Origin of the sequence: Leifsonia sp. EB34, assembly GCF_041260585.1 — a bacterium.
In the GTDB taxonomy this organism is placed as follows: Bacteria; Actinomycetota; Actinomycetes; order Actinomycetales; family Microbacteriaceae; genus Leifsonia.
Genome location: NZ_JBGCCV010000001.1, coordinates 1,627,770 through 1,647,953, shown reverse-complemented (window position 1 = coordinate 1,647,953; position 20,184 = coordinate 1,627,770). Strand labels below are relative to the sequence as shown.

Here is a 20,184-nt window from a genome sequence, read left to right as displayed (position 1 = left end):
TGTCTCCGGACGGAGCATCGCAGACCATCAAGGAGTTCCTCCGTGCGGCAGATCATCATCATCGGTTCCGGCCCTGCCGGTTACACGGCGGCCATCTACGCCGCTCGCGCCAACCTCAAGCCGCTGCTGATCGCCTCCTCTGTCGAGGCCGGCGGCGAGCTGATGAACACCACGGAGGTCGAGAACTTCCCCGGCTTCCCCGACGGTGTCATGGGCCCCGACCTCATGTTCAAGATGCAGGCGCAGGCCGAGAAGTTCGGCACCGACATCGTCCTCGACGACGTCGTGTCGGTCGACCTCTCCGGTGACGTCAAGACGGTCACGCTCGGCTCGGGCGCCGTCCACGAGGCGCTCGCGGTCATCTTCGCCACGGGCTCCGCGTACCGCAAGCTCGGACTGGAGGACGAGGAGCGCCTGTCCGGTCACGGCGTCTCCTGGTGCGCCACCTGCGACGGCTTCTTCTTCCGCGAGCGCACGATCGCCGTCGTCGGCGGCGGCGACTCCGCGATGGAGGAGGCCACCTTCCTGACCCGCTTCGCCGACAAGGTGTACGTCATCCACCGCCGCGAGTCGCTGCGCGCCTCCAAGATCATGCAGGAGCGCGCCTTCGCCAACGAGAAGATCGAGTTCATCTGGAACTCGGAGGTCGTCGGCATCAGCGGCGACGAGCAGGTGCGCGCGGTGACGCTGCGCAACCTGGAGACCGGCGAGCAGAGCGAGCTGGAGCTGCAGGGTCTGTTCATCGCGATCGGCAACGACCCGCGCGTGCACCTGGTCCACGGCCAGCTCGACCTCACTCCGGAGGGGACCATCGCGGTCGCCGGCCGGAGCTCCAAGACGAAGGTCGCGGGCGTGTTCGCCGCGGGCGACGTGATCGACCCCACCTACCGCCAGGCGGTCACCGCCGCCGCGTCGGGGACGGTCGCCGCGCTCGACGCCGAGCACTACCTCACGACCCTCCCCAAGGACCTGCTGGAGCGCGCGGCGGAGGGCGCGTCCGGCGATCTCGAACTCACCACCACCGCATAAGGAGAATCAGCAACTATGTCAGCAGCACGTTCCGTCACGGACGCCACCTTCGAGCAGGACGTCCTCAGCAGCGGCAAGACCGTCCTCGTCGACTTCTGGGCCGAGTGGTGCGGCCCCTGTCGCGCCGTCGGCCCGATCCTCGACCAGATCGCCGCAGAGCACGCGGACAAGATCGAGATCGTCAAGCTCAACGTTGACGAGAACCCGCAGACCGCGGCGAAGTACCAGATCACTTCCATCCCCGCGATGAAGGTCTACCAGGGTGGCGAGGTCGTCAAGACCGTCATCGGCGCCAAGCCGAAGCCCGCCCTCGAGGCCGACCTGGCCGCCTACCTCGCGTAGCGCGACAGCCAGGCAGCTTCCACGCACTGTCAGACCCGTCCGGCGCTCATCCGCCGGGCGGGTCTTTCGCGTCTCCGGGAGTCGGCTCGATTTCCAGAGGGATACGTGCCGCCCCTAGCATGAATGAACGACACGAGAAACGGACGATTCGTGACAGAACAGGGCAGCCCTCGCCAGCAGGGCAACAATCTGGACCCGTGGTATCACCACTACGCGCAGCGCACCAGCGGCCTGGCCGCCAGTGAGGTCCGAGCCCTGTTCGCCGTCGCCAGCCGCCCCGAGGTGGTCTCGCTGGCCGGCGGCATGCCGTACGTCGCGGCGCTCCCCGAAGATCTGGTTGTCGGGGCGATGGACCGGGTGATGCGCGAGCAGGGTGCCGTCGCCCTCCAGTACGGCTCCGGCCAGGGGGTCCCCGCGCTGCGCGAGCAGATCCTGGAGGTCATGGCGCTCGAGGGGATCAGCGGCAGCGCCGACGACGTCATCGTGACGACGGGCTCGCAGCACGCGCTCGAGCTGTTCAGCAAGCTGTTCATCGACCCGGGCGACGTCGTGCTCGCCGAAGGCCCCAGCTACGTGACCGCCATGGTGATTTTTCGCTCGTACCAGGCGGAGGTCGACCATGTCCCGATGGACGAGCATGGCCTCATCCCGGAGGCGCTGCGCGAGCACATCGCCCGCCTGAAAGCAGCGGGCCGGCGGGTGAAGTTCCTCTACACGGTGCCCACCTTCCACAATCCGGCCGGTGTGACCCTGTCGTGGGAGCGGCGGCTCGAGATCCTCGAGATCGCCCGCCAGAACGACATCCTGGTGCTGGAGGACAACCCGTACGGGCTGCTCTACTTCGGTGAGAAGCCTCCTGCGGCGATGCGCTCGGTCGAGCGCGAGGGCGTCGTGTACCTCGGCACCTTCTCGAAGACGCTGGCGCCCGGGTTCCGGGTGGGCTGGGCGCTCGCCCCCCACGCCATCCGGGAGAAGCTCATCCTCGCCAACGAGGCGGCCGTCCTGAGTCCGAGCTCGTTCAGCCAGCTCGTCATCTCGGAGTATCTGCGCGATGCGGACTGGCGCGGCCAGATCGACACCTTCCGCGGCGTGTACCGGGAGCGCAAGGAGGCCATGATCTCGGCACTCGAGGAGTACCTCCCGGAATTGTCGTGGACGAACCCGAACGGCGGGTTCTATGTGTGGCTCACGCTGCCCTCGCACCTGGATTCCAAAGCCATGCTGCCGCGCGCCGTCACCGAACTCGTCGCGTACACCCCGGGCACCGCGTTCTACGGCGACGGCTCGGGCGCGCAGAACATCCGGCTGTCGTTCTGCTATCCCACACCGGAGAGCATCAAGGTCGGTGTCCGCCGGCTCGCCAACGTCATCAACGGCGAGCAGGACCTCCTGGACACCTTCGCCGGCACCGGACCACTCACCGCGTCGCGCGCCAGCCGCACCAGCCCGAATCCGCCGACGGATCTGCGCTGACCGGCGCGCCCCGCGCCATCCAGTACGCCCCGCCAGACGATCCAATGCCGAAGAAAGAGCAGATCATGGCCGAAAAAGAAGCACTCGACATCGTCGTTCTCGCCGGCGGCATCTCGCATGAGCGTGACGTCTCACTGCGCAGCGGACGACGCGTCGCCGACGGCCTCCAGTCGTTCGGACACCACGTCACCGTGCGCGAGCCGGACGGCGCGCTGCTCGGCTACCTGAGCGAGACGCGCCCGGACGTCGTCTGGCCCGCCCTGCACGGATCGAGCGGGGAGGACGGCGCACTCCGCGCGCTGCTCGAACTCGCCGGCGTCCCGTTCGTCGGCTCGACCACCGACGCCGCACGCCTCGCCTGGTCGAAGCCGACCGCTAAAACGGTCGTCGCACGCGCGGGCGTCGCCACCCCCGAGTCGATCACCCTCCCGAAGGAGACCTTCCGCGAGCTCGGCGCCAACAGCGTCCTCGCCACCGTGCTCAACGCTTTCGAAGTCCCGCTCGTGGTGAAGCCGGCGCACGGCGGCTCGGCACAGGGTGTCACCATCGTCACGGCCGCGGAGGAACTCCCACGGGCGATGGTCGACGCGTACACGTACGCGGACGTCGCGCTGATCGAGCGCAAAGTCGCCGGGGTGGAGGTCTCCGTGGCCGTGCTCGACACCGGAGACGGCCCGATCGCGCTTCCGCCGGTGGAGATCGAGCCGGTCGAGGGCATCTACACGTTCGACGCACGCTACAACGCGGGGGAGACCCGGTTCTACGTGCCGGCACGACTGGACGCGGCGACCACGGAGGCGGTCTCGGCCGCGGCGACTGCCGCGCACACCGCGCTCGGGCTTCGTCACCTGTCCCGCGTCGACCTGATCGTCGACGCGGCGGGCGTCCCGTGGTTCCTGGAGGCGAATGTCCTGCCGGGTCTCACGGAGACGTCCATCATGCCCCAGGCGATCGCGGCATCCGGTCGGGATCTCGGCGATGTCTACGCGACGCTTGCGGCGGCGGCAATCGCGGACGCGGGGGAGTGATAGCGGTTTCACGTGAAACGGGGGGAGGCCGAATCAGCCTCCCCCCGTTTCAGTTAAGGTGGGGTTTCACGTGAAACGGACCGACGACGTGTAGGTCGGCTGGCCGATCTCGTCCAGAATCCGGTTCAGGTCCTGGATCGTAGCGAAATCGACCACGATCTGGCCTTTTCGTGCACCCAACGAAATCTTCACACGGGTGTTGAGCCGGTCGCCCAGACGCTCGGCGACCTCATCGAGGTGGCCGCGGTGCTTTCCGGGGGAGGCCTTGGTCCGAACCGGCTTGGGCGATCTGCTCGCCGCGGCCTCCGCCGCACGGACGGAAAGATCCTCGTTGACGATCTTGTCCGCCAGCCGCACCATCGCTTCCTCATCGTCTCCGACCGACAGGATCGCGCGCGCGTGGCCCGCGCTGAGGACGCCGGCCGCCACCCGCGACTGCACCGGAGCCGGGAGCTTCAGCAGGCGGATCGTGTTGGTGATCTGCGGACGAGAGCGTCCGATCCGCGTCGCGAGCTGCTCCTGCGTGATCCCGAAGTCCGCGAGGAGCTGCTGGTATGCGGACGCCTCCTCGAGCGGGTTCAGCTGCGACCGGTGCAGGTTCTCGAGGAGGGCATCCCGCAGCATGTCCTCATCGGCGGTGTCCTTGATGACGGCCGGGATGCTGTCGAGTCCGAGTTCCTTGGTCGCGCGCAGTCGGCGCTCACCCATGATGAGTTCGTACTTGTCAGGCTGACCCGCGAGCGGCCGAACGACCACCGGCTGGAGCACGCCGACCTCGCGGATGCTCGCCACGAGCTCGTCGAGCGCCTCGCGGTCGAATTCGAGGCGCGGCTGGACAGCGTTGGGGACGATGTCAGCGGGGGAGAGGTTCGCGAGCCGGGCGCCGGGCACCGCCACGAGCTCCTCCGTCGCCACCGCGGTCCTCGCGGGGAAGAAGACATCCACCGGTCGCGACGACTGATCGCTCGTGGGGATGAGTGCGCCGATACCGCGTCCCAAACCAGTGCGCTTCGCTGCCATTAGCGGGGTACTCCTCTTCGTGCGATTTCAGCGGCCGCCTCGAGGTACGAGAGCGACCCGGACGAGTTCGCGTCATAGCTGATGACGCTCTGCCCATAGCTCGGTGCCTCCGAAATCCGCACGGAACGCGGAATGATCGTGTCGAGCACCTCGTCGGGGAAGTGTTCCCGGACATCGTCGGCCACCTGGTGGGCGAGGTTCGTCCGGGAGTCGTACATGGTCAGCAGAATCGTCGACACCCGCAGTTTCGGGTTGAGGTGACGCTCGATGAGCTGGATGTTCTTCAGAAGCTGGCTCAGGCCCTCGAGCGCGTAGTACTCGCACTGGATCGGGATGAGCACCTCGGTCGCCGCGACGAACGCGTTGATGGTGAGCAGTCCGAGCGACGGCGGGCAATCGATGAGGACGTAGTCGATGTCGTACTCATCGAGGAAGCGACCGAGCGCGCGGGAGAGCCGCTGCTCGCGCGCGACCATGGAGACGAGCTCGATCTCCGCGCCGGCGAGGTCGATGGTGGCGGGAACCACGAACAACCCGTCGAACTCGGGACTCTTCTGGATGACGTCCTCGATCTCCTTGTCGTTCACGACCACGTCGTAAACGCTCGGAGTACCTTCGCGATGCTCCACACTCAATGCCGTGGAGGCATTCCCCTGCGGATCGAGGTCGATTGCCAGCACGCGCGCCCCGGATTTGGCCAGAGCTGCCGCAAGGTTGACCACAGTGGTGGTCTTACCGACGCCGCCCTTCTGGTTGGAGATCGTGAAGATCCGCGTTTGTGACGGCAGCGGCAGCGTCGTTGAAGCGATAGCTTGTCTCCTCCTGGCCAGATCCTGAATCTCCCGGGCGAGTGGTGTCGTTGCGTCGAAGGTGGCTTCACCCACCTCTACGGGAGCATCCTGGTCGGGTTGTTTCACGTGAAACCTCGTCGCTTGGTTCGGTGTACGGCCTCGCCGCGGGGGAGAATCTGGAACGCGGTGCGAACCACTCGTCAACTCTAGCTTGCAAGTCCGACCACACCTCGCAGCACCGCGGAGGCTGTGGAGAACCCGGTTATCCTCAGCGCACCCGTGCCCGAATGACGCGCGTCACGTCGTCCAGCACGCCTTCGCCCAGTGTGAGGACCTCGACGTCGTGGACGCGGAACTTACGCAGCTCCTTCGCCGACGCCTCGACCTCCGCGGCAGCACCGGCGCCCTTCATCAGCACCAGTTCGCCGCCGTCACGGAGCAGGGGAGCGGTCAGGGGGATCAGCTTTCGGAAGGCGCTCACCGCTCGCGCGGTGACCTGGTCCAACGGTTCCGCCAGTCGCACATCTTCGGCCCGATCCCGCACAACGGAGACATTCGCGAGTCCGAGCTCGTCCACCTGCTCGGTGAGCCACGCAACACGGCGCTCCATCGGTTCGATAAGGACGAAGTCGACATCCGGGCGTGCGATGGCGAGTACCAGACCAGGCAGCCCCGCCCCGCTCCCGACATCTCCGACCCGGCCCGGCCTGAGCAGTGGCGCGACGATCGCGCAGTTCAGGATGTGCCGCGACCAGATGCGGGGGAGTTCGAGCGGACCGATGAGGCCGCGCTCTTCACCCTGCGCAACGAGGTGAGCGGTGAATGCGCGCGCGATATCCAACTGCTCGCCGAAGAGCTGTGCAGCGACCGCGGGTTCGGTCTCGACGGAATCAGTCACCGTTTCACGTGAAACTACGCAGGGGTGATGACCGTGTGACGGTCACGACCCTCGCCACGCGAGTTCGACACATAGCCGCGCTCGGACACGATGTCGTGGACGAGCTTGCGCTCGTACGACGACATCGCCGGGAGGGAGGCCTCGGTCGCGCCCTCTTCGAGCCGCGCGATCGCCCGGTCCACCAGGGTGGCGAGCTCCGCCTGGCGCGCGTCGCGCGAGCCGGCGATGTCGAGGATCAAACGCGAGAATTCGCCGGTCTGGTTCTGAACAGCGAGCCGGGTCAGCTCCTGCAGCGCCGTGACCGTGTCCGGCTTCGACAGCAGGCGCAGGTTGGTGCCCTCATCCGCATTCACCGAGATGTACGCGCGACCATTCCGGGTGTCGATGTCGATGTCACCATCGATGTCGGCGATATCGAGCAGCTCTTCGATGTAGTCCGCTGCGATGTCGCCTTCGCGGTCGAGGTCCGCGGCCGGCGCCGACTCGGCGTCGCCGTCGATGTCACTGGCGATGGGGGAGTGGACGGCTTCCTCGTCGGAAGGCGTGTACTCGGTCTGCACGTCGGTCATATCCCTACTTCTTTCCGGCCTGCTTCTTCGCGCGGTTCTTGTTCACCGGCTGCGTACGCTGGGTGGTCACGGGCTTCTGCGGCGCTTCGTTGACCTGCAGGACGACCGCGCCGTCCTGAACGAGCTTGCCCTTGCGGGCCAGGCGAGCCTCGCGGGCGATCGCCGCGTCGGAACCCGGTGTCGGCATGTTGCGGATCACCAGGAACTGCTGGCCCATCGTCCACAGGTTCGAGGTCAGCCAGTAGAACATGACGCCGAGCGGGAAGGCGAAGCCCGAGAACAGGAAGACGAAGGGGAGCAGGTACAGCAGGATGCGCTGCTGCTTGAACTGCGGGCTCGCCTTGGTCTCCGGCGACATGTTCTTGGAGACGATCTGGAGCTGGGTGAGGAACTGCGAGCCGGTCATCAGCACGACCATCGTCGCGGCGATCACCATGACGGCGACCTGCTGCGGGTGGGCGTTCAGCGCGCCCTGAAAGCTCTGGTGCAGCGGGGCGACACCGAACAGCGTGGCGCTGCCGAACTGCTCGGCCAGGGTCGCGTTCAGCGGGCCGACGCCTGCCTTGCCGCTCTGGGCGCCGTTGAGCACCTGGAACAGGGCGAAGAACACCGGCATCTGCAGCAGCAGCGGGAGGCAGGAGCTCAGCGGGTTCGTGCCCGTCTTCTTGTAGAGCTCCATGGTCTCGCGCGACATCGCCTCGCGGGAGAACTGGTCCTTCTTGCCCTTGTACTTGTCCTGGATCTTCTTGAGCTGCGGGGCGATCTCCAGCATCCGGCGCTGGTTCTTGATCTGCCGGACGAAGATCGGGATGAGGGCCGCGCGCACGACGACGGTCAGACCGACGATGGACAGCACCCAGGTGATACCCGCCGCCGGGTCCATTCCGATGGCGCTGAAGACCCAGTGCCAGGCGACGAGAATGAGTTCCACGACCCATTTGATGGGCCAGAGGATGGTACCGATGATGTCCATGTCTGGGTGCTAGGCCTTTCCCTGGCTGGTGGCGACGACGAATCCGAACGGAGTGACCCGGTAGCGGCGCTTCTTCTTGAGGGGGACGTCATCGACCCCTCCGGCTGCCCACGGGTGGCAGCGGGCGATCCGGCGAATGCCGAGCGCGCTTCCGACGATCACCCCATGCTCCTGAATCGCCTGCAGCGCATAGGCGGAGCACGAGGGGTAGTACCGGCACACGTCGCCGTAGAACGGGGAGATCACCGCTCGATAGGCCCGGAGCACCAACACGGCAGCGTTCCTCGGCACGAGGAGCACGGCGGCGATCGCGGTGTTCATGGACGGACGTTGCCTTCGCTGGTGTCCCTCGGACGGTTGTCGTGGGGACTGGTGGTGTGACGGCTGAGGAAACGGTCGGTGGCCCGCGAGACCTCACCGTGCAGATTAGCCCACGTCACTTGGGCGGAGGCTGGCAATGCCCGGATCACCACGTCGATGCCGGCGCCATCGGTGGCTGCCGGGGACAGGTGGGGGAGGAGGTCGTACGCCGCGGCCTTGAGACGGCGTCGCACGCGGTTGCGGACGACCGCGTTCCCGACCGCTTTGCTCACGATGAAACCGAATCGCACCACATCGGAGTCGCGGTTGAGCCGGACGTACGCGACGGTGTTCGCTCCGTTGAAGCGAGCACCTCGTCGCACGATCGCCCGGTACTCCGCGCCCCGCGTGATGCGATGGTTCTTCGCCAGCACGCGTCGCGCCCTACGCCGGAAGGGACTCTGACCCGGAAGGGGTCAGGCCGAGAGCTTCTCGCGGCCCTTGGAGCGACGCGCCGACAGGATGGCGCGACCGGCACGGGTGCGCATGCGGAGGCGGAAGCCGTGGGTCTTGGCGCGCTTGCGGTTGTTCGGCTGGAAGGTTCTCTTGCTCATATCAATCTCCGTGGTGGTCTCTTCACAGGCCGGTGCTGAGTGGAATTCGGCCAGCACGGGGAGGCCAGGAAAGTTTCAGGGCAGCCGAAACGGCTGAAGTCAACTTGTTAAAACTACGTCCTGAGGCCGACCGAGGTCAAACCGATCGTCCCGAAACCCTTGATTATGCACGGGATTAGCAAGAAGCGGGCGAGCGACGCGCCGGAGTATTCCTGGAACCGAATTTGATCCACACCTGTGGACAAGTTAGCGTGAACTCCTAAGTTATCCCCAGGCCATCCCAAAAACGGCCGGAGATCGCTACGGTATTGCACACACAGCGGTGGATAACTCTGTGAATACCCCATGGCGGCATCGTGCCGCCAGCCCGACGTGAGTCACACGGGGGACGACTCGTCTCACGCCGGGCCGACGGCATCCACAATTTCGAAGACGGGGAACGATGGCAGGCGGCGAAGAGTCCATTTCTGTGGCATGGCAGAGCGTGCTGGACAACCTCGAGACGGACGACCGCATCACCCCGCAGTTGCACGGCTTCCTCAGCCTGGTCGAGCCCAAGGGCATCATGGCCGGCACCTTCTACCTCGAGGTGCCCAACGAGTTCACGCGCGGGATGATCGAGCAGCGCAGCCGGGTCCCGCTCCTCAATGCGATCGGCAACCTCGACCAGGCGCTGGAGGTCAACACCTTCGCGATCGTGGTGAACCCCGAGATCCAGCAGGAGTCGATGGCCGGCCCCGCCGAGCCGGAGCCCGCCCCCTATCTGGACGCCGTCGCCCCGATGGTGGCGCCGCCGACCGAGATCACGGCGCCCCCGCGCAACGGCGACACCCGCCTCAACTCCAAGTACAGCTTCGACAACTTCGTCATCGGCCAGTCCAACCGATTCGCGCACGCGGCCGCGGTCGCCGTGGCGGAGGCGCCGGCGAAGGCGTACAACCCGCTCTTCATCTACGGCGACTCGGGCCTCGGCAAGACCCACCTCCTGCATGCCATCGGCCATTACGCGATGAGCCTCTACCCGGGCATCCGCGTCCGGTACGTGTCGAGCGAGGAGTTCACGAACGACTTCATCAACTCGATCGCGAACAACCGCGGCTCCTCGTTCCAGGCGCGCTATCGCAACATCGACATCCTGCTGATCGACGACATCCAGTTCCTGCAGCGAGCGGTCGAGACGCAGGAGGCGTTCTTCCACACCTTCAACACCCTCCACGACCACAACAAGCAGGTGGTCATCACCAGCGACCTGCCGCCGAAGCACCTGACGGGCTTCGAGGACCGGATGCGGTCGCGGTTCGAGTGGGGCCTGATCACCGACGTCCAGGTCCCGGACCTCGAGACCCGCATCGCGATCCTCCGCAAGAAGGCGCAGAGCGAGAAGATCCTCGTCCCGGACGACATCCTCGAGTTCATGGCTTCGAAGGTGTCGAGCAACATCCGCGAGCTGGAGGGGACGCTCATCCGTGTCACCGCCTTCGCGAGCCTCAACCGGACTCCGGTCGACATGCCGCTCGTGCAGACGGTGCTGAAGGACCTGATCACGCTCGACGACGACAACGTCATCGCGCCGACGGACATCATCACCAACACCGCGGAGTACTTCAAGCTCAGCGTGGACGACCTCTACGGGTCGAGCCGTTCGCAGGCCGTCGCCACCGCGCGCCAGATCGCGATGTACCTCTGCCGCGAGCTGACGAACCTGTCGCTGCCGAAGATCGGGCAGCTCTTCGGCGGCCGCGACCACACGACCGTGATGTACGCCAACAAGAAGATCAGCGAGCTCATGAAGGAGCGGCGCTCGATCTACAACCAGGTGACGGAGCTCACCAGCCGGATCAAGCAGAACCACCGCTACGGCAAGTAGCCGGCGGTCGGGCTCGAGCGCACGCCACGCCGCGGCGCTCGAGAAAGTTATCCACAGATTGATCCCCAGAGTGGGGAGAGTTCGTTATTAACACCTGGGGATAACTTGTGGAGAAGTTCCGGAAAGTCGGCCGTTTAATGGGGACGAACGGCTCAGGGCTGTGAAAAGCCGTCGATCGGGCTCGCGCTCGACATCCTTGTCAACAGTGGGATTCCACCGGTCATCAACAAGTCACGAGGGTGTAGTTCCCGCTGATTGCAAGGTATCCACCGAGTTATCCACAGTTTCCACAGCGGTTAACACCATTAATGATTAATCCTTCTCAGTTAAGGCCGGCCGACAACCTCAAGCGCTGGCCCGAATGACAACTTCTCGGCCGAAGGCCAAGCGCTAGGATCGGTGTCGTTCGTATCCGAGCGCCGACCAGGGGAGACTTCGTGAAGTTCCAAGCCAATCGGGATGTCTTCAGTGAGGCCGTCTCCTTCGCCGTGAAGCTTCTTCCGCAGCGGACCACCCTCCCCATCCTGAGCGGCGTCCTGATCGAGACCACCGACACCGGCCTGCAGCTCTCGTCGTTCGACTACGAGGTCTCCGCCCAGACGGAGATCGCCGCCGAGGTCGAGGAGCCGGGTCGCGTGCTCGTCTCCGGGCGGCTCCTGGCAGAGATCGCCGCCAAGCTCCCGAACGCACCCGTGCAGTTCTCCACCGAGGAGTCGAAGATCGTCGTCCGGGCGGGATCGGCGAACTTCACGCTGCTGTCCATGCCGGTCGAGGAATACCCGAGCATTCCGCAGGTCGGCGGGGAGGCCGGACTCGTGCCGGCCGAGGAATTCGCCGAGGCCGTCGCCCAGGTGGGTGTCGCCGCGTCGCGCGACGACGTCACTCCGGTGATCACGGGAGTGCAGCTCGAGGTCGGGAACAACACGCTCGGCCTGGTCGCGACCGACCGCTACCGCGTCGCCGTCCGCGAGATCGACTGGGACAACGGCACCACCTCCGGCGAGGCCCACACCGCACTCGTGCCCGCGCGCACCCTGACCGAGATCGGCAAGACCTTCGGCCACTCCGGCACGGTGTCCATCTCGATCACCAACCGCGACGACCGCGAGCTCATCGCGTTCACGGCCGACAAGAAGACCGTGACGTCGCTGCTGATCAAGGGCAACTTCCCGCCGGTCCGCCGGCTCTTCCCCGAGCAGGTCGACAACTACGCGGTGATGAACACCGCCGAGCTCATCGAGGCGACGCGCCGCGTCTCCCTCGTCCTGGAGCGCGAAGCCGCGCTCCGCTACACCTTCACCGCCGACGGACTGACGCTGGAAGCGATCGGTTCGGAGCAGGCGCAAGCATCCGAGAGCATCGACGCTCTCCTCACTGGCCAGGAGACGGTGGTTTCATTGAAGCCGCAGTTCCTGCTCGATGGTCTCGGTGCCGTGCACTCGGAATTCGTGCGCATCTCCTTCACCAAGACCGAGAACCCCAACAAGCCGGGTCCGGTGCTCATCACGAGTCAGACCTCCAAGGATCAGTCCGGTTCGGACTCCTACAAGTACCTGCTGCAGCCCAACCTGCTGCTTCGCTAGGACCCGGTCCCGCTCCACGAGAGAAGAAGGACAATCATGCACATCGGCCTCATCGGTCTCGGACGCATGGGCAACAACATGCGCGCTCGCCTGGAGAAGAAGGGCATCGAGGTCACCGGCTACGACACCAATCCCGCGGTGTCGGATGTGGCAACGCTCGCCGACCTCGTCGCCGCGCTCCCCGCTCCGCGCACCGTCTGGGTGATGGTGCCGGCCGGCGAGGTCACCGACTCGGTGATCTCCGACCTGGAACCGCTGCTCGAGAAGGGCGACCTCGTCATCGACGGCGGCAACTCGAAGTTCACCGAGGACTTCAAGCACGCCGAGCAGCTCGCCCCGAAGGGCGTCGACTTCATGGACGCCGGCGTCTCCGGAGGCATCTGGGGCCTGGAGAACGGCTACGGCTTGATGGTCGGCGGCTCCAAGGAGCAGGTCGAGCGGGTCATGCCGGTCTTCGACGCTCTGCGTCCGGACGGTCCGCGCGACGAGGGATTCGTCCACGTCGGCGAGGTCGGCGCGGGCCACTACGCGAAGATGGTGCACAACGGCATCGAGTACGCGCTGATGCAGGCGTACGCCGAGGGCTACGAGCTCCTGGACACCCGCAAGGACATCATCAAGGACGTCACCGGCACGTTCAAGGCGTGGCAGCGCGGCACGGTCGTGCGCTCCTGGCTGCTCGACCTCCTGGTGCGCGCCCTGGAGCAGGACCCGGAGTTCGAGCACATCGAGGGTTTCGTGCAGGACTCGGGCGAAGGCCGCTGGACCGTCGAGGAGGCGCTCAACAACGCCGTCCCCGTCCCCACGATCAGCGCCTCGATCTTCGCGCGCTTCGTCTCCCGCCAGAAGGACTCGCCCGCGATGAAGGCGGTCGCCGCCCTCCGCAACCAGTTCGGCGGCCACGCCGTGAAGGCCGTGGACTAACCCTCATTGAGAGTTACACATCTTTCCCTGACTGATTTCCGCAACTATCGCACAGCGGACGTCCCGTTCGCGGCCGGCGCCAATCTGTTCGTCGGCCGCAACGGTCAGGGCAAGACCAACCTCGTCGAATCGCTCGGCTACCTGAGCACCCTCGGGTCGCATCGGGTGTCGAGCGATCAGGCGATGATCCGCAAGGACGCCGACTCGGCGATCGTCCGGGCGCGCATCGAGCACGACGGCCGCGAGCTCCTGGTGGAGGTGCAGCTCAACCGTTCCTCGCCGAACCGGGCGCAGGTGAACCGCGGCGCGATCAAGCCGCGGGAGCTGCCGCGGTACTTCTCCAGCGTGCTGTTCGCCCCGGAGGACCTCGCACTGGTCCGCGGCGAGCCGGGGATCCGCCGGCGGTTCCTCGATCAGCTCCTGATCCAGCGGAATCCGCGGTTCTCGGCGGTCATCGCCGACTACGAGCGCGTGCTCAAGCAGCGCAACACCCTGTTGAAGTCCGCACGCGCCTCCCGCGTGAAGGGCGACCAGCTCGGCACGCTCGACATCTGGGACGAACGGCTGGTCGCGCTCGGCAGCGAGCTGCTGGACGCGCGGCTCGACCTGGTCGCGCGGCTGAGCGATCCGCTCGTCGCGGCGTACCGGTCGGTGGCCGGCGACGACCACCATCCCCGGCTCCTCCCGCAGCTCACCATCCGCGGCGCCCACGTCGACGACGAGGACGACGAGGACGACACCGCCGTAACCAGCTCAGCAGGTGACACGGCCGAGGTGTTCCGCGGCGCTCTGGCGGCCGTCCGCCCGAAGGAGCTGGAGCGCGGGCTCACCCTGGTCGGGCCGCACCGCGACGACGTGCTCTTCGAGCTCAACGGGCTGCCGGCCAAGGGCTACGCCAGCCATGGCGAGTCATGGTCGTTCGCCCTCGCTCTCAAGCTGGCCTCCGCCGAGCTGCTGCGCCGCGAGTCCACCACCGGCGACCCCGTGCTCATCCTGGACGACGTGTTCGCGGAGCTGGATCAGGCCCGCAGACGGATGCTTGCAACCGCCGTAGCCGGTTACGAGCAGGTGCTCATCACGGCCGCGGTCTACGACGACGTCCCCGAGACCCTCACCGCCCATACCGTGCGGATCGAGGCCGGGACTATCGTGGAATCGTGAGCGAGGCGTCGGCCGTCTACCTGCGGATGAAGGAGCTCTTCACGGGCACCCCCTCCCGCAGCCGGCGCGCGAAGCGAAACGAGATCGACCCTTCTGCGTCAAAGCCGTTCGGGTCCGGACGCGACCCGCGCGGCCTCGGCGACGTGGTCGACGCCCTCGCCCAGCAGCTCGGCTGGACGGCGCCGCTGGCGAAGTCCGATCTCCTGGAGGGCTGGGAGCAGCTCGCCGGCGAGGAGACCGCGAAGCACGCCGTGCCGGACCAGATCACGGACGGCGTGCTGGTGGTCCGCTGCGAGTCGACGGCCTGGGCGACGCAGCTTCGGATGATGCGTTCGGAACTCCTGGTGCGGATCGGCGAGCGGTTCCCGGACGCCGACATCCAGTCGATCCGTTTTCAGGGGCCGGACGCCCCCTCCTGGAAACGCGGCCCCAGGTCGATTCCAGGGCGCGGTCCGCGCGATACTTACGGCTGACTGCACAAAAGAGGTCGCCCGAGCAAAGAAAACGCGTCAGAGGCGCGATTTCGGGCGTTCCGGCTCCCCGCCCTTGGTAGAATGGAGAGTCACTGTCGAGTGCGGTCAGGAGCCAAATTTCATATGACGATGGAACCGAACAGGGCCGAGGCGGAACACGACTACGGCGCGAATGAGATCCAGATCCTCGAAGGTCTCGAAGCCGTCCGCAAGCGACCCGGAATGTACATCGGCTCCACCGGCCCCCGCGGCCTCCACCACCTCGTCTACGAGATCGTCGACAACTCGGTCGACGAGGCCCTCGCCGGCCACGCGGACAACATCGAGGTGACCATCCTCCCCGACGGCGCGGTGCGAGTGGACGACAACGGTCGCGGCATCCCGGTCGATGAGCACCCGGTCGAGAAGAAGTCGACGGTGGAGGTCGTCCTCACGATCCTGCACGCCGGCGGCAAGTTCGGCGGCGGCGGTTACGCGGTCTCCGGCGGCCTGCACGGTGTCGGCAGCTCGGTCGTCAACGCGCTGTCCTCCCGGCTCGACGTCGAGGTCCACCGGCAGGGGTACGCGTGGCGCCAGAGCTACCGCGACGGTGTCCCGCAGGCGCCGCTCGAGCAGGGCGAGAAGTCCGACCGCACCGGAACCATCATCACGTTCTGGCCGAGCCCGGTGACCTTCGAGACCGTGGTCTTCGACTACGACACCCTCCGCACCCGGTTCCAGCAGATGGCCTTCCTCAACAAGGGCCTGCGCATCTCCCTCCGAGACGAGCGCGCCCCCGAGGTCGAGCCCGTGGAGGGCGAGGTCGAGGAGGAGGCCCAGGTGTTCGCCCCCCGCTCGGACGTCTTCCTCTACGAGCGCGGTCTGACCGACTACGTGCACTACCTCAACGCCGCCAAGAAGGCCGAGGTCGTACATGACGAGATCATCTCGTTCGAGTCCGAGGACAACGACCGCAAGATCGCGCTCGAGGTCGCGATGCAGTGGACGACGAGCTACAACGAGTCCGTCTTCACCTACGCGAACACGATCAACACCCACGAGGGCGGCACGCACGAGGAGGGTTTCCGAGCTGCGCTGACCACGCTCGTCAACCGTTATGCGCGCGAGAAGAACATCCTGAAGGAGAGGGACGACAACCTCTCCGGCGAGGACGTGCGCGAAGGCCTCACCGCCGTCATCTCCGTCAAGCTGTCCGAACCGCAGTTCGAGGGCCAGACCAAGACCAAGCTCGGCAACACCGAGGCCAAAGCGTTCGTGCAGAAGGTCGTCGGCGACCAGCTCGGCGACTGGTTCGACCGCAACCCGAACCAGGCGAAGGAGATCATCCGCAAGGCCCTCTCCGCCGCCACCGCGCGCCTCGCCGCCCGCAAGGCGCGCGAGACCGCGCGCCGCAAGGGCCTTCTCGAGAGCGGCGGGATGCCGGGCAAGCTCAAGGACTGCGCGTCCAAGGACCCGACGCTGTCCGAGATCTTCATCGTCGAGGGCGACTCGGCCGGCGGCTCCGCCGTGCAGGGCCGCAACCCGGAGACGCAAGCGATCCTCCCGCTGCGCGGCAAGATCCTCAACGTCGAAAAGGCCCGGCTCGACCGCGCCCTCGCGAACAACGAGGTGCAGGCGATGATCACGGCGTTCGGCGCCGGCATCGGCGAGGACTTCAACCCGGAGAAGGCGCGCTACCACAAGATCGTGCTGATGGCCGACGCCGACGTGGACGGCCAGCACATCACGACCCTGCTGCTGACGCTGCTGTTCCGCTACATGCGGCCGCTCATCGAGCTGGGCTACGTGTACCTCGCGCAGCCGCCGCTGTACCGGCTGAAGTGGTCGAACGCCGACCACGAGTACGTCTACTCCGACCGCGAGCGCGACGCGTTCCTCGCGGAGGGCCTGGCCGCCGGCAAGCGCATTCCCAAGGACAACGGCGTGCAGCGGTACAAGGGTCTGGGCGAGATGGACTACAAGGAGCTGTGGGAGACCACCATGAACCCGGAGACGCGCACGCTGCTCCAGGTGACGCTCGACGACGCGGCGGCGGCCGACGAGATCTTCGCCACGCTGATGGGCGAGGACGTCGAGTCGCGCCGGTCCTTCATCCAGAAGAACGCCAAGGACGTGCGCTTCCTCGACATCTGAGGACGCGCGACGACGAGACCCCACGGTCTGAGAAGAGAGCACTGTGACGGACGAGACCCCCACCGGCGAAGGCTTCGGCATCCACGGCAGGATCGACCAGGTCGACCTGCAGTCGGAGATGCAGCGGTCGTACCTCGACTACGCGATGAGCGTCATCGTCGGGCGCGCGCTGCCCGAGGTGCGCGACGGCCTGAAGCCGGTGCACCGGCGCGTGATCTACGCGATGTTCGACGGCGGCTACCGTCCGGACAAGGCGTTCTCGAAGTGCGCCCGCGTCGTCGGCGACGTGATGGGGCAGTTCCACCCGCACGGTGACTCCGCGATCTACGACGCCCTCGTGCGCCTCGTGCAGCCGTGGAGCCTCCGCTACCCGCTCGCGCTCGGCCAGGGCAACTTCGGCTCGCCGGGCAACGACGGCGCCGCGGCCCCGCGGTACACCGAGACCAAGATGGCCCCCCTGGCGCTGGAGATGGTCAGGGACATCGACGAGGAGACCGTCGACTTCCAGGACAACTACGACGGCCGCACCCAGGAGCCGGCGGTCCTCCCCAGCCGTTTCCCGAACCTGCTGGTCAACGGCTCGGTCGGTATCGCGGTCGGCATGGCCACGAACATCCCGCCGCACAACCTCCGGGAGGTCGCCGACGGCGCCCTCTGGCACCTCGCCAACCCGGACGCGTCGCGCGAGGAGCTGCTCGAGGAGCTCATCAAGCGGATCAAGGGCCCGGACTTCCCGACCGGCGCGCAGATCCTCGGCGTCAAGGGCATCCAGGACACCTACCGCACCGGCCGCGGCTCGATCACCATGCGCGCCGTCGTCAGCATCGAGGAGATCCAGGGTCGCGTCTGCCTGGTGGTCACCGAACTGCCCTACCAGGTGAACCCCGACAACCTGGCGATCAAGATCGCCGAGCTGGTGAAGGACGGCCGGGTCGGCGGCATCGCCGACATCCGCGACGAGACCTCGGGCCGCACCGGTCAGCGCCTCGTCATCGTCCTGAAGCGCGACGCGGTCGCGAAGGTCGTGCTGAACAACCTCTACAAGCACACCCAGCTCCAGGAGAACTTCGGCGCCAACATGCTGGCGATCGTGGACAACGTCCCGCGCACGCTGGCGCTGGACGGCTTCATCACGGCGTGGGTCGAGCACCAGATCGAAGTGATCGTGCGTCGCACCCGCTTCCGCCTCCGTAAGAAGGAGGAGCGCGCCCACATCCTGCGCGGCTACCTCAAGGCGCTCGACGCGCTGGACGAGGTCATCGCCCTCATCCGCCGGTCGCCGACCGTCGAGGACGCGCGCGAGGGGCTCAAGGGGCTGCTCGACGTCGACGACGTGCAGGCGGACGCCATCCTCGCGATGCAGCTCCGTCGCCTCGCCGCCCTGGAGCGCCAGAAGATCATCGAGGAGCACGACCAGATCGAGCTCGAGATCGCGGACCTCAAGGCCATCCTCGCGGACCCGGCCCGCCAGCGGACGATCGTGAGCGAGGAGCTCACCGAGATCGTCGACCGCTTCGGCGACGACCGCCGCACCGAGATCATGTTCGGCTTCGACGGCGACATGAGCGTCGAGGACCTCATCCCCGAAGAGGAGATGGTGGTCACCGTCACGCGCGGCGGCTACATCAAGCGGACGCGCAGCGACAACTACCGCAGCCAGCACCGCGGCGGCAAGGGCGTCAAGGGCGCCCAGCTCCGCGGCGAGGACGTGGTCGACCACTTCTTCGTGACGACGACGCACCACTGGCTCCTCTTCTTCACGAACAAGGGCCGCGTCTACCGTGCCAAGACGTACGAGGTGCAGGAGGCCGGCCGCGACGCCAAGGGTCAGCACGTCGCCAACCTGCTCGCCCTGCAGCCGGACGAGGAGATCGCGGAGATCCTGGACATCCGGGACTACCAGGCCGCGAAGTACCTGGTGCTCGCCACCCGCGACGGTCTCATCAAGAAGACCGCCCTCGAGGAGTACGACACCAACCGCTCCGGCGGCATCATCGCGATCAAGCTGCGCGAGGACGACGAGCTCGTCTCCGCCCTGCTGGTCGAGGAGGACTCCGACCTCCTGCTCGTCTCCCGCAAGGGCATGTCGATCCGGTTCACCGCGACCGACGAGGCGCTGCGCCCGATGGGCCGCTCCACCTCCGGCGTCATCGGCATGCACTTCCGCGGCGAGGACCGGCTGCTCGACGCAGCGGTGGTCTCCGACGAGGGCTACGTCTTCGTGGTGACCGAGGGCGGCTACGCCAAGCGAACCTCGGCCGACCAGTACCGCCTCCAGAACCGCGGCGGACTCGGCATCAAGGTCGCCAAACTGAGCGACGACCGAGGGGATCTGGTGGGTTCTCTCATCGTCGACGAGGACGACGAGGTCCTGGTGGTTCTTGCCAGCGGCAAGGTGGTACGCTCTGCCGTGGCCGAGGTACCCGCCAAGGGCCGAGACACTATGGGTGTCGTTTTTGCACGTTTTGCCGAGACCGACAAGATCATCGCTCTCGCGAAGAACACCGAGCGCAACCTGGATTCCCAGGAAGCCGATGCAGAATCGGTAGCCGACGATGAAACCGGTCGTGCCGGGAAGGATGAAGCCGTAGATGAGCAGTAGCGTCGCCGAGAAACTCGCGAGGAAGTCGACCCGACGACCCACGTCCGCCAAGCAGGTGCGACTGAAGCTCGTCTACGTCGACTTCTGGTCGACCGTGAAGCTCTCGTTCCTCGCAGGCATCTGCCTGGCGATCATCGCGATCGTCGGCACCTTCCTGATCTGGACCGTCCTCGACCGCACCGGCATCTTCGACCAGCTCAACGGGCTGGTGAAGGACGTCTCCGGCGCCAGCGGCGGCGACCTCCGCTCCGTGCTCGGCCTCGGCCAGGTCATGGGCTTCTCGCTGGTGGTGGGCATCCTCGACATCGTCGTGGTGACCGCCCTGGGCGCCGTGTTCGCGCTGCTCTACAACCTGTCGGTCAAGATCACGGGCGGCCTGCTCGTGGGCTTCACCAACAACTGAG

At 66.5% G+C, this 20,184-nt stretch carries 20 protein-coding genes; 12 read left to right on the top strand and 8 right to left on the bottom strand.

Annotated elements, in window-relative coordinates; all coding sequences use genetic code 11:
* Window positions 1-42: 42 nt before the first annotated feature.
* The 4 genes from trxB to ABIA36_RS07945 all read left to right on the top strand — a co-directional run bounded on the left by trxB (window position 43) and on the right by ABIA36_RS07945 (window position 3,872).
* Window positions 43-1,029 carry a thioredoxin-disulfide reductase gene (gene trxB, locus ABIA36_RS07960; protein ID WP_369961752.1) on the top strand — a complete coding sequence of 329 codons (987 nt, stop codon included), beginning with the start codon at window positions 43-45 and terminating at the stop codon, window positions 1,027-1,029.
* Window positions 1,030-1,044: 15 nt separating this feature from the next.
* A complete protein-coding gene (trxA, locus tag ABIA36_RS07955) occupies window positions 1,045-1,371 on the top strand; it encodes a thioredoxin (RefSeq protein WP_179604159.1) in 327 nt (108 codons plus the stop codon).
* Between the two features lie 150 nt (window positions 1,372-1,521).
* Window positions 1,522-2,844, top strand: coding sequence for a PLP-dependent aminotransferase family protein (locus tag ABIA36_RS07950; protein WP_369961751.1), 1,323 nt, complete (start codon window positions 1,522-1,524; stop codon window positions 2,842-2,844).
* Between the two features lie 65 nt (window positions 2,845-2,909).
* A complete protein-coding gene (locus tag ABIA36_RS07945) occupies window positions 2,910-3,872 on the top strand; it encodes a D-alanine--D-alanine ligase (RefSeq protein WP_369961749.1) in 963 nt (320 codons plus the stop codon).
* 66 nt (window positions 3,873-3,938) lie between these two features.
* On the opposite strand, the gene ABIA36_RS07940 is transcribed toward ABIA36_RS07945, so the two are convergent.
* From ABIA36_RS07940 to rpmH, 8 genes are all read right to left on the bottom strand, one after another.
* Window positions 3,939-4,892 carry a ParB/RepB/Spo0J family partition protein gene (locus tag ABIA36_RS07940; RefSeq protein WP_369961748.1) on the bottom strand — a complete coding sequence of 318 codons (954 nt, stop codon included), beginning with the start codon at window positions 4,890-4,892 and terminating at the stop codon, window positions 3,939-3,941.
* Window positions 4,892-5,809, bottom strand: coding sequence for a ParA family protein (locus ABIA36_RS07935; RefSeq protein WP_369961747.1), 918 nt, complete (start codon window positions 5,807-5,809; stop codon window positions 4,892-4,894). Before ABIA36_RS07935 ends, ABIA36_RS07940 begins: the two co-directional genes overlap by 1 nt.
* Before the next feature lie 142 nt (window positions 5,810-5,951).
* Entirely contained in the window at window positions 5,952-6,581 is a 630-nt protein-coding gene (gene rsmG, locus ABIA36_RS07930) for a 16S rRNA (guanine(527)-N(7))-methyltransferase RsmG (protein ID WP_369961746.1), read from the bottom strand.
* Window positions 6,582-6,595: 14 nt separating this feature from the next.
* On the bottom strand, window positions 6,596-7,150 hold the full coding sequence (locus ABIA36_RS07925; RefSeq protein ID WP_369961744.1) for a protein jag: 555 nt from the start codon (window positions 7,148-7,150) through the stop codon (window positions 6,596-6,598).
* Between the two features lie 4 nt (window positions 7,151-7,154).
* Window positions 7,155-8,123 (bottom strand): membrane protein insertase YidC, encoded by a 969-nt coding sequence (yidC, locus tag ABIA36_RS07920; protein WP_369961743.1) that lies wholly within the window; start codon window positions 8,121-8,123, stop codon window positions 7,155-7,157.
* 9 nt (window positions 8,124-8,132) lie between these two features.
* Window positions 8,133-8,444: a membrane protein insertion efficiency factor YidD gene (yidD, locus tag ABIA36_RS07915; RefSeq protein ID WP_369961742.1), complete on the bottom strand. Its 312-nt coding sequence runs from the start codon at window positions 8,442-8,444 to the stop codon at window positions 8,133-8,135.
* Window positions 8,441-8,857, bottom strand: a complete 417-nt coding sequence (gene rnpA, locus ABIA36_RS07910; protein ID WP_369961741.1) for a ribonuclease P protein component — start codon at window positions 8,855-8,857, stop codon at window positions 8,441-8,443. Before rnpA ends, yidD begins: the two co-directional genes overlap by 4 nt.
* 42 nt (window positions 8,858-8,899) lie before the next feature.
* A complete protein-coding gene (gene rpmH, locus ABIA36_RS07905) occupies window positions 8,900-9,037 on the bottom strand; it encodes a 50S ribosomal protein L34 (protein WP_021763546.1) in 138 nt (45 codons plus the stop codon).
* A gap of 442 nt (window positions 9,038-9,479) precedes the next feature.
* Here rpmH and dnaA point away from each other — a divergent pair, with 442 nt between their 5' ends.
* From dnaA to ABIA36_RS07865, 8 genes are all read left to right on the top strand, one after another.
* Window positions 9,480-10,904, top strand: coding sequence for a chromosomal replication initiator protein DnaA (gene dnaA, locus ABIA36_RS07900; protein ID WP_369961740.1), 1,425 nt, complete (start codon window positions 9,480-9,482; stop codon window positions 10,902-10,904).
* A gap of 437 nt (window positions 10,905-11,341) precedes the next feature.
* Window positions 11,342-12,487, top strand: coding sequence for a DNA polymerase III subunit beta (dnaN, locus tag ABIA36_RS07895; RefSeq protein ID WP_369961739.1), 1,146 nt, complete (start codon window positions 11,342-11,344; stop codon window positions 12,485-12,487).
* A 36-nt stretch (window positions 12,488-12,523) separates the two neighbouring features.
* Entirely contained in the window at window positions 12,524-13,411 is an 888-nt protein-coding gene (gene gnd / locus ABIA36_RS07890) for a phosphogluconate dehydrogenase (NAD(+)-dependent, decarboxylating) (RefSeq protein ID WP_369961737.1), read from the top strand.
* A 6-nt stretch (window positions 13,412-13,417) separates the two neighbouring features.
* Complete coding sequence (gene recF, locus ABIA36_RS07885; RefSeq protein WP_369961736.1) at window positions 13,418-14,572, top strand: DNA replication/repair protein RecF; 1,155 nt, start codon at window positions 13,418-13,420, stop codon at window positions 14,570-14,572.
* A gap of 26 nt (window positions 14,573-14,598) precedes the next feature.
* Window positions 14,599-15,045 (top strand): DUF721 domain-containing protein, encoded by a 447-nt coding sequence (locus ABIA36_RS07880; RefSeq protein ID WP_369962095.1) that lies wholly within the window; start codon window positions 14,599-14,601, stop codon window positions 15,043-15,045.
* Window positions 15,046-15,168: 123 nt separating this feature from the next.
* Complete coding sequence (gene gyrB / locus ABIA36_RS07875) at window positions 15,169-17,178, top strand: DNA topoisomerase (ATP-hydrolyzing) subunit B (protein ID WP_369961735.1); 2,010 nt, start codon at window positions 15,169-15,171, stop codon at window positions 17,176-17,178.
* A gap of 43 nt (window positions 17,179-17,221) precedes the next feature.
* Complete coding sequence (gyrA, locus tag ABIA36_RS07870; protein WP_369961734.1) at window positions 17,222-19,780, top strand: DNA gyrase subunit A; 2,559 nt, start codon at window positions 17,222-17,224, stop codon at window positions 19,778-19,780.
* On the top strand, window positions 19,770-20,183 hold the full coding sequence (locus ABIA36_RS07865) for a DUF3566 domain-containing protein (RefSeq protein WP_369961733.1): 414 nt from the start codon (window positions 19,770-19,772) through the stop codon (window positions 20,181-20,183). The genes gyrA and ABIA36_RS07865 overlap by 11 nt, the downstream gene beginning before the upstream one ends.
* Window position 20,184 lies beyond the last annotated feature (1 nt).